Source organism: Pseudomonas sp. NPDC087615 (assembly GCF_044743445.1).
Lineage (GTDB): Bacteria > Pseudomonadota > Gammaproteobacteria > Pseudomonadales > Pseudomonadaceae > Aquipseudomonas > Aquipseudomonas baetica_A.
This window is the reverse complement of the sequence record NZ_JBIUWM010000100.1, coordinates 1-9274: the sequence shown is the minus strand read 5'-3', so window position 1 is coordinate 9274 and position 9274 is coordinate 1. Positions and strand designations below refer to the sequence as shown.

At 60.9% G+C, this 9274-nt stretch carries 6 protein-coding genes and 2 pseudogenes; all 8 read right to left on the bottom strand.

The genetic code is table 11. The annotated features are described in order from the left end of the window. A pseudogene (locus ACIOU6_RS27150) lies at positions 1-62 on the bottom strand (hypothetical protein); the annotation flags it as partial. 156 nt (positions 63-218) lie between these two features. After that, positions 219-1269: pseudogene (locus tag ACIOU6_RS27145) on the bottom strand (diguanylate cyclase domain-containing protein). 48 nt (positions 1270-1317) lie between these two features. Beyond that, entirely contained in the window at positions 1318-2328 is a 1011-nt protein-coding gene (locus ACIOU6_RS27140) for a chemotaxis response regulator protein-glutamate methylesterase (protein ID WP_221733977.1), read from the bottom strand. Further along, positions 2325-4613, bottom strand: a complete 2289-nt coding sequence (locus ACIOU6_RS27135; protein ID WP_401139778.1) for a hybrid sensor histidine kinase/response regulator — start codon at positions 4611-4613, stop codon at positions 2325-2327. Before ACIOU6_RS27135 ends, ACIOU6_RS27140 begins: the two co-directional genes overlap by 4 nt. Continuing rightward, complete coding sequence (locus ACIOU6_RS27130; protein WP_401139775.1) at positions 4610-5293, bottom strand: chemotaxis protein CheW; 684 nt, start codon at positions 5291-5293, stop codon at positions 4610-4612. Before ACIOU6_RS27130 ends, ACIOU6_RS27135 begins: the two co-directional genes overlap by 4 nt. Next, the gene (locus ACIOU6_RS27125) at positions 5290-6564 is read right to left on the bottom strand and encodes a CheR family methyltransferase (protein ID WP_401139773.1); all 1275 of its coding nucleotides are present in this window, start codon (positions 6562-6564) and stop codon (positions 5290-5292) included. Before ACIOU6_RS27125 ends, ACIOU6_RS27130 begins: the two co-directional genes overlap by 4 nt. Then, the gene (locus ACIOU6_RS27120; RefSeq protein ID WP_401139770.1) at positions 6561-7097 is read right to left on the bottom strand and encodes a chemotaxis protein CheW; all 537 of its coding nucleotides are present in this window, start codon (positions 7095-7097) and stop codon (positions 6561-6563) included. The genes ACIOU6_RS27125 and ACIOU6_RS27120 overlap by 4 nt, the downstream gene beginning before the upstream one ends. After that, a complete protein-coding gene (locus tag ACIOU6_RS27115) occupies positions 7097-8719 on the bottom strand; it encodes a methyl-accepting chemotaxis protein (protein WP_221733982.1) in 1623 nt (540 codons plus the stop codon). Before ACIOU6_RS27115 ends, ACIOU6_RS27120 begins: the two co-directional genes overlap by 1 nt. Positions 8720-9274: the final 555 nt, after the last annotated feature.

Sequence of the window (9274 nt, the reverse complement as noted above, 5' to 3'; positions counted from 1 at the left end):
CGAATATTTTAGGAGCGCTCGGACAGGTCCTTGATGGTGTTCAGGATCGGGTTGATTTCCATGACGGGCAGCACTCGTTGGCGAACTTTTGAAAGCCGGCGAGTATAACGTAATCACGCTGTCACGGCAGCCCGTCTGGCGGCTGTTGGGGCGACGTATTGCAAATGCAGGAGCGGGCTTGCTCGCGAATGCGGTGGGTCAGCCAACCCTACTGCTGGCTATGCCGTCGCCTTCGCGAGCAAGCCCGCTCCCACAGGGGACAGTGGACTACTCAATGCCGACCTGATTGCGCCCATTGTTCTTGGCCAGATACAAACCGCGATCCGCCGCCGAAATCAGCAACCGGCAATCGCTACCCGACTCAGGCACCATCGTCGCCAAACCGATACTGATGGTCAGGCTCGCGCCTTCGCTCGGTGCAATATGTGGAATTTTCAGCGCGGCCACGGTCTGGCGCAGCTTCTCCGCCATCAGTCGCGCGCCGCCCGGCGAGGTGTTCGGCAGCACCAAGGCAAATTCCTCACCACCGTAACGCGCCGGCAGGTCCGACGGTCGGGCGCTGGCGTCGCGGATCGCCGTGGCAACCTTGCGCAGCGCCTCATCGCCTTCGACATGACCAAAAGTGTCGTTATAGGACTTGAAGTAATCGACGTCGATCATCAGCAACGACAGTTGGCTCTGATCACGCAGGGAACGTCGCCATTCCAGTTCCAGATACTCATCGAAGTGTCGACGGTTGGACAGCCCGGTCAGGCCATCGGAGTTCATCAGGCGTTGCAGCACCAGGTTGGTGTCGAGCAACTGCTGCTGGCTGACCCGCAGCGCACGGTACGCCGCGTCCCGTTGCAGCAAGGTCATATAGGAACGCGAGTGATAACGGATGCGCGCGACCAATTCGATGGTGTCCGGCAGTTTCACCAGATAGTCGTTGGCGCCGGCCGAAAACGCCGCGCTTTTGATCAGCGGGTCTTCCTTGGTCGACAGAACGATGATCGGAATGTCCTTGGTCGCCGGGTGATTACGGTATTCGCGCACCAGGCTCAGACCATCGAGGCCTGGCATGACCAGGTCCTGCAGGATCACCGTTGGTTTGATCCGCACCGCTTGTGCGATGGCTTGATGCGGGTCAGAGCAGAAGTGGAAGTCGATGTTTTCTTCATTCGACAGCCCACGACGCACGGCCTCGCCGATCATCGCCTGATCGTCCACCAACAACACCATGGCGGCGTTTTCGTCGGTTTTGATGTCATCGATCTGTAAGTCATTCATGGGCGGTCACCTGAGTACGGCGGGGGCCAGGATTGCGGAAAAATCTGTTCATTTGGGGAAAATCTCCAGCAATCGTGGCGCTATCTTTTCCAGTGAGCGGATTTCAACGGCTGCATCAATGGCCGCAGCGGCCTTGGGCATGCCATATACCGCACTGCTTTGCTGATCCTGCGCGATGGTCAAGTAACCTTGTTGGCGCATGAGCTTAAGCCCTTGTGCCCCATCACGTCCCATCCCGGTCAATAAAACCCCGACTGCATCACCATTCCAATAACTGGCGACGCTCTCGAAAAACACGTCGATCGAGGGTCGGTAAATCTCGTTGACCGGCTCGGCGGTGTAGGCCAGCGTGCCGTTCTTCAGTAATCGAATATGGTGATTGGTGCCGGCCAGCAGCACCACGCCGGCTTGCGGTGGTTCGCCTTCGCGGGCCAGACGCACATCCAGACCACTGGCGCTGGCCAGCCACTCGGCCATGCCGGCGGCGAACACCTGATCAACGTGCTGCACCAGCACGATGGCCGCCGAAAAATCACGCGGCAAGCCCTTGAGCAGCACTTCCAGCGCCGCCGGCCCGCCCGCCGACGAACCGATTGCGACCAGCCGCTGGCACGACGCCGTGCTGCGCTGTGGAGCCGGCACGGAACGCGAGCGAGGGGTTTTCTCGCCGATCAGCCAGCCGATATTGAGGATCTTGCGCAGCAATGGCGCCGCCGCTTCCTGTGCATTGCCGGCGCCGAGGGCCGGGGTGTCGACCACGTCCAGCGCGCCGTGGCCCATGGCTTCAAAGACCCGGTGCACGTTCTGTTGCCGGTCAACCGTGACGATGACAATGGCGCACGGGCTCTCGGCCATGATCCGTCGGGTGGCTTCGACGCCGTCCATCACCGGCATGATCAGATCCATCAGAATCAGATCCGGGGTATTTTCGGCGCACAGGCGCACCGCCTCGGCGCCGTTGTACGCGACCCAGACCACCTGATGCGCCGGCTCGAAGGCCAGCGCCCGGCGCAGGGCCTCCACCGCCAGCGGCATATCATTGACGATAGCAATCTTCATGCCCGCGCTCCTCCGATGAGCTCGACCACTGCGTCGAGCAGGGCGTCGTCATGAAAACTGGCTTTGGCTAAATAATAGTCGGCGCCGGCGTCCAGTCCACGGCGCCGGTCTTCTTCGCGATCCTTGTACGACACGACCATCACCGGCAGCGATTGCAGACGGTTATCGCGGCGCAACAGCGTGACCAGTTCGATGCCGTCCATGCGCGGCATGTCGATGTCGGTGATCAGCAAATCGAAGTCCTCCGAACGCAACGCGTTCCAACCGTCCATGCCGTCCACCGCCACAGCGACGTCGTAGCCACGGTTGAGCAGCAGTTTGCGCTGTAGCTCGCGCACCGTCAGCGAGTCGTCGACCACCAGCACTCGTTTGCGCGCCGCTTCCACGGCTTGATTGCCGTGGCGGGCGATGCGCTCAAGGCGCCCGGTATTGAGCAGTTTGTCCACCGAACGCAGCATGTCTTCGACGTCGACAATCAGCACCACTGAGCCGTCATCGAGCAAGGCGCCGGCGGAAATGTCCTGCACTTTGCCCAGACGCTCGTCCAGTGGCAATACCACCAACGTGCGCTCGCCAATGAAGCGCTCGACAGCCACTCCATAGATCGCATCGCGCTCGCGGATCACCACGACTTTCAGGGCCTCACCGCTGCTCTGACTGGCCGGGCGCTGCAACAACTGGCTGGCAGCCACCAGCCCGACATGCTGATCCTCGTGCCAGAAATGCTGGCGACCTTCGACCTGCACGATGTCTTCGGGGGCCAGATCGCACATGCGCTCAATGTGGGCCAGCGGAAAGGCGTAGGCCTCTTCGCCGACTTCCACCACCAGACTGCGCACCACTGACAAGGTCAACGGCACTTCAAGATGGAAGCGACTGCCCTCGCCCGCCGTCTGTTCCAGCACCACCGCGCCACGCAACTGACGGACCATGTGCTGAACGGCATCAAGGCCGACGCCACGGCCAGACACTTCAGTGACCGTATCGCGCAGGCTGAAACCAGGCAGGAACAGGAAGGTCAGCAACTCCTCTTCGCTCAACTGCGCCGCTGTTTCGGCGGAGGACAACTGGCGCTCGACAATGCTACGCCGAACCTTTTCCAGATCGACGCCGTTACCGTCATCGCTCAATTCCAGCACCAGCAATCCCGCTTGATGCGAGGCGCGCAGGCGGATCAGGCCTTCGGCGGGTTTGCCCTGGAGCAAACGTTGCTCCGGCGTTTCGATGCCGTGATCGACCGCGTTGCGCAGCAAATGGGTAAGCGGGGCTTCGAGCTTCTCCAGCACATCGCGATCAACCTGGGTTTTCTCACCTTCGATCTCCAGTCGCACCTGCTTGCCGAGAGTGCGGCCCAGATCACGCACCATGCGCACCTGACCGCTGAGCACGTCTGCGAAGGGCCGCATGCGGCAGGCCAATGCAGTGTCGTAGAGCACTTGCGCGCGCTGGCTGGCCTGCCAGGCGAATTCATCGAGTTCGGCATTTTTCTCGATCAGCATTTGCTGGGATTCGGCGAGCAAACGCCGCGCATCTTCCAACGCTTCCAGAGCTTCAAGGCTCAGCGCATGTTCCTTGAGGTGGACGTTGAGGTTTTCCAATGCGCGCAGACCGTTGTTCTGCATGCGCTTGAGGCGCTGCATGGTCGCCAGATGCGGCTTGAGTCGCTGGGTTTCCACCAGCGATTTACTCGACAGATCGAGCAGGCTGTTCAGACGTTCGGCGGTGACGCGCAACACGCGCTCGCCACCTTCGGTGGTGCGTTTGCTCTTGTTCGGTGTCGGCTCGGGCGACTCAACAGAAGCTTCTATAGCAGGCACCGGCGTCGGCTGAACCGCTGGCGGCGCTTCAAGCTGCAACTCGGCCATCAGCGGCGCAGCGACCGAAGCTGGCGGGGCTGACGGATCGAGCAGGCGCGCCATCAGTGCGACGTAAGCTTCAATGTCTGCCGGTTGCGGCGCGCTGGCCGGCACGGCGACGCGCATCAGCAAATCGGTGCCCTGCAACAACGCGTCGATGTGCTCCGGGCGCAGCAACAACCGCCCTTCCTGCGCACTGACCAGACAATCCTCCATCACATGCGCAACGCTGACGCCGCTGTCGATACCGACGATCCGCGCCGCGCCTTTGAGCGAGTGCGCCGCGCGCATGCACGATTCCAGTTGATCGGCCTGGGTCGGGTTGCGCTCCAGTGCCAAAAGCCCCGCGCTCAGGACTTGGGTCTGGGCCTCAGCTTCAAGGCTGAACAGCTCCAGCAATGAGGCGTCACGCATTTGCTCGGGGGTCATGCGAGGCTCCGGGTCACGGCGGACAGCAGCTGTTCTTCATCCAGCCAACGCAGGCTGCGCCCCCGAAATGGCAGAACACCCCGGGTGTACTTGGCACTCGCCTGAGCGCCGGATCGCGATGCGGCATCGAGAATGTGCTCGTCAATCGCATGGATGCCATCAACTTCATCCACCGGCACCACCACCGGTCCACCATGGGCAGCGATGATCAGCATACGCGGCATGACTCGCCCGCCATTAGCCGGTGCAACATTGCCATCCAGATCCAGCAACTCAACCAGCGACAGACACGCCACCAGCGCGCCGCGCACATTGGCCACGCCAAGCAAGGCCCGCGAGCGTTGATGTGGCAGCGAGTGAATCGCCTGCATCGGCGCCACCTCTACGAGGCTGCGCGTCGCCAGCCCCAGCCATTCTTCGCCAATACGAAACATCAGCAGAGAACGGGTTTTCAAATCGGTTTCGACCGCTGTAGCCACCGGGTCACGCTCGTCCTGCTGCAACGCATAGCGGTCGAGCAGGCGCGTGGCGGCGGCGGAATACACCGAGCAATTGCGGCAATGGATGTGTTCTTCCAGCAGCGCACAGGACTTGTCGCCGTGAATGCCGATGCGGTTCCAGCAATCGTCGATGGCCCGGGCATCTTCATGTGTGACGTTCAAGGTGTCGGACGGGATCATCGTTTACGCTCACTGTCGGCGGTGCGTGCGCTGCGGGCGGCGCGCTCCTGTAATCGTCTGGCACCGGCGCTGTCACCTTGGGCTTGCAGCAACGCGGCCAGGTGCATCAACGCTTCGGGATGTTGCGGTTCGAGGTACAACGCCTTGCGGTAAAAACCCTGGGCTTCAAGGGCACTGCCTGCGACATCGCTGAGCAGGCCCAGCCAGTAGAAGACTTGCGCCACCGGTTCGTGGCTACGCAAATACTGCTCGCACGCGGCACGGGCTTCGGCGCTTTTGCCTTCGTTGGCCAGGGCGGCAATGTGGGCGAGCAACGTCGCGGCGTCCGGGTTGGCGCTTTTGCGGGTAATCGGCAGTGCCGTCACGGCGGTAAACGGCCGGTTGCGCACGGGCGGTGTGGGTGGTGTGGTTCGCAGCGGCTGACTGACGGGCAACGGAATGGGCTTGGGGATCGGCAACGGTTCCGGCGCCGGCTCACTGTGGCGGCTGAACGCAAACGACTGGGGAATACCGATCGAACGCATGCCTAACCGTCCAAGCAGACTGCCCTCCGCCGGGCCGATAAAGAGCACGCCATCGACATGAGTCAGGCGCTTGAGCACTTCGAAGACTTGCTTCTGAGTCGGCTGATCGAAGTAGATCAGCAGGTTGCGGCAGAACACGAAATCGAAGGCTGGCTCACTGGCCAACAGCGCCGGATCGAGCACATTGCCGACCTGCAAACGCACTTGCTCGCGCACGTTTTCGTTGACCCGATGGCCGTCCTGCTCAGGCGTGAAATGCCGCTCGCGGTAGTCCAGATCCTGGCCACGAAACGAGTTCTTGCCATACAACGCGCGCCGCGCCTTTTCCACCGAGATCGGGCTGACGTCCATGCCATCGACCTTGAACTGATGCGGCCTGAGCCCGGCGTCAAGCAAGGCCATGGCAATCGAATAAGGCTCTTCGCCGGTGGAACACGGCAGACTGAGGATGCGCAGCGCGCGCATGTTGTTCAGTTCGCCAAGACGATTGCGCGCCAGTTTACCGAGGGTGGCGAACGACTCCGGGTAACGGAAAAACCAGGTTTCGGGGACGATCACCGCTTCGATCAGCGCCTGCTGTTCATCGCGCGAACCTTGCAGCAGTTGCCAATAGGCGTCGGCGTTCACCGCTTGTGAAAGCGTGGTGCGCTGGCGTACGGCTCGCTCGATGATCGCCGGCCCCACGGAGGTGACATCAAGGCCGATGCGTTCTTTGAGGAAGTCGAAAAAGCGCTGGTCGCTGCTCATGACTGCGCCTCAAGCTGCATCGGGTCCAGCGGCGGATTGGGGAACAGCAAGGCGCGCACGCCATCATCGAGCAAGTCACTGACCCGCACCCATTGCACCAGCCCCTGCGCATCTTCGCGCACCGGGCCGAGGTACGGCGCCTCGCGATTGTCGAGGCCGTAGGGTTGAAAATCCTCTGGATAACAGCGCAGCGTGTCTGTCGCCTGCTCGAGAATCAGCCCAAGCCACTGCGCCGGCTGCGACGCGTCCCGGCGATAGTGAACCAACACCAACCGCGTACTGGTGCGTGCCTCGGCGGGTTGACCAAAAGTCAGCGCGCTGAGATCAATCACTGGCACCACCGCGCCGCGATACGCGAACACCCCGGCGACCCACTGTGGCGCCCGGGCAATCGGTTTCAACGGCAAGCGCGGCAGCACTTCCGCCACTTCGGTGGCACGCAAGGCGTACCGCTCATTGCCAATGCGAAACAGCAGGAACAACGCCTGCTTCGTCACCGGCGCGACGCTGCGTTTGGCGATGATTTCGCTCATCAGACTTTGAATCGCGAAACGCCACTACGCAGCCCGACGGCCACCTGGCTCAGTTCATCGATGGCGAAACTGGCCTGACGCAGCGATTCGACGGTCTGGCTGCTGGCATCGCCCAACTGCACCAGCGCGTGATTGATCTGCTCGGCGCCCGTGGCCTGGGCCTGCATGCCTTCGTTGACCATCAACACCCGCGGCGCCAGCGCCTGCACTTGATGGATGATCTGCGACAGTTGCTCGCCGACTTGCTGCACCTCGGACATGCCACGACGCACTTCTTCGGAGAACTTGTCCATGCCCATCACGCCCGCCGACACCGCCGACTGGATCTCGCGCACCATTTGTTCAATGTCGTAAGTGGCGACCGCCGTCTGATCCGCCAGACGCCGCACTTCAGTGGCAACCACGGCAAAACCACGGCCGTATTCACCGGCCTTCTCGGCTTCGATCGCCGCGTTCAGCGACAGCAGGTTGGTCTGGTCGGCGACCTTGACGATGGTCACCACCACCTGATTGATGTTGCCGGCCTTCTCGTTGAGGATCGCCAGTTTGGCGTTGACCAGATCGGCTGCGCCCATCACCGAATGCATGGTGTCTTCCATGCGCGCCAAGCCCTGCTGGCCGGAGCCGGCGAGCACCGAGGCCTGATCGGCGGCGGTGGACACTTCGGTCATGGTGCGTACCAGATCGCGGGACGTCGCCGCAATTTCCCGCGAGGTCGCGCCAATTTCGGTGGTGGTGGCGGCGGTTTCGGTGGCGGTGGCTTGCTGTTGCTTGGAAGTGGCGGCGATTTCGGTCACCGAAGTGGTTACCTGCACCGATGAACGCTGCGCTTGCGACACCAGCGAGGTCAGCTCAGCCATCATGTCGTTGAAGCCGGTTTCCACCGCGCCGAACTCGTCTTTGCGGGCAAGGTCCAGGCGGCTGCTCAAGTCGCCGGTACGCATGATTTCGAGGATTTCCACGATGCGGTTCATCGGTGCCATGATCGCCCGCATCAGCAGCAGGCCGCAGGCGCCGGCCGCCAGAATGGCCACCAGCAACGAGATGAACATGCTGATCTTGGCCGCTTCCACTGCGCTGTCAATGTTGTCCAAGGCCTGATCGGCCACCGACTTGTTCTCGCGAATGATGTCGTTGAGTTTCATGCGACCAGCCATCCACGCTGGCGTCAGTTGTTCGTTGAACAACTTCGTCGCGTCATCATCGAGATTGCGCTGGTGCAGATCGAGCACCTGAGCCTGAATCTTGTTGTAGTTCAGGATGTCCTGCTTGAACAAACTGAACTCGGCTTTGTCCTGCTCGGTAGTGATGGTGTTTTGATAGTTGCCCACCTGCTCTTCGAGCCGTGCTTCGAAGGCCTTGAAGTCTGCGGCGTCCTCGGAACTGATTCCCAAGCCTTTTTTAAGGCCCAGCAATTCCTGGGTTTGCAGGTAACTGTCTACCCAGGCACTGCGAATCATCGAGCTGAAATACACACCCGGCACTGCGTCATCACGCACGCTCTGCTCGCCAACCTCAATCTTCAAAAGCCGTGAATACGAGACGACGACCATCAGCAACATGATGGCGATAATCACCGCAAAGCTCGCCAAAATGCGTTGGCGCAACGTCCAGTTCTTCACAGTGAGTCCTCGTGCCTAAGTCGAAATGCGGGGAGTATAGCCGAGGGCGCTGTTTCATTTATAAGACGCTTTTTCACCCTCAAGCCTTGCACAGGTGCTTATCGCAAGGCGCTTGAATGCGACTGTCTGACAATCCCAAGGCGACGCACCAGTGACGTAATGGCAAAAATGGATGTTGGATTGGCCATTTTTTAGCAACCCCCACCAATAGTGGCCACACGCCATTGTGCGCAACTTCTTGCGCACTCAAATGTGGATAACCGTGTGGACACATCCCTACAGCCCACGTGATTCGTTCTGTACAGACGAGTGCGCAACTTCTTGCGCAGTACTGCGCAAGAAGTTGCGCACTTCAGACCTCAAATCCGCACGAAAAACAGTCAAAAACCCGACCAGGTGCAGCTTCACCCCCGGTTCCCGGGCACTTCGCAAAACCTGGCACGCTACTTGATATATCTTCGGCACCCACCGGGCGATTTCGCCTCCCGGGCACCTTAAATTTATCCGCAAGGAGAGCACCCCATGGCAACACCAGCGTACATGTCGGTTACCGGC

Excerpts from the sequence above, each read along its gene's own strand:
- ACIOU6_RS27140 (WP_221733977.1), bottom strand. The coding sequence starts at position 2,328 with ATGAAGATTGCTATCGTCAATGATATGCCGCTGGCGGTGGAGGCCCTG.
- ACIOU6_RS27135 (WP_401139778.1), bottom strand. The coding sequence starts at position 4,613 with ATGACCCCCGAGCAAATGCGTGACGCCTCATTGCTGGAGCTGTTCAGC.
- ACIOU6_RS27130 (WP_401139775.1), bottom strand. The coding sequence starts at position 5,293 with ATGATCCCGTCCGACACCTTGAACGTCACACATGAAGATGCCCGGGCC.
- ACIOU6_RS27125 (WP_401139773.1), bottom strand. The coding sequence starts at position 6,564 with ATGAGCAGCGACCAGCGCTTTTTCGACTTCCTCAAAGAACGCATCGGC.
- ACIOU6_RS27120 (WP_401139770.1), bottom strand. The coding sequence starts at position 7,097 with ATGAGCGAAATCATCGCCAAACGCAGCGTCGCGCCGGTGACGAAGCAG.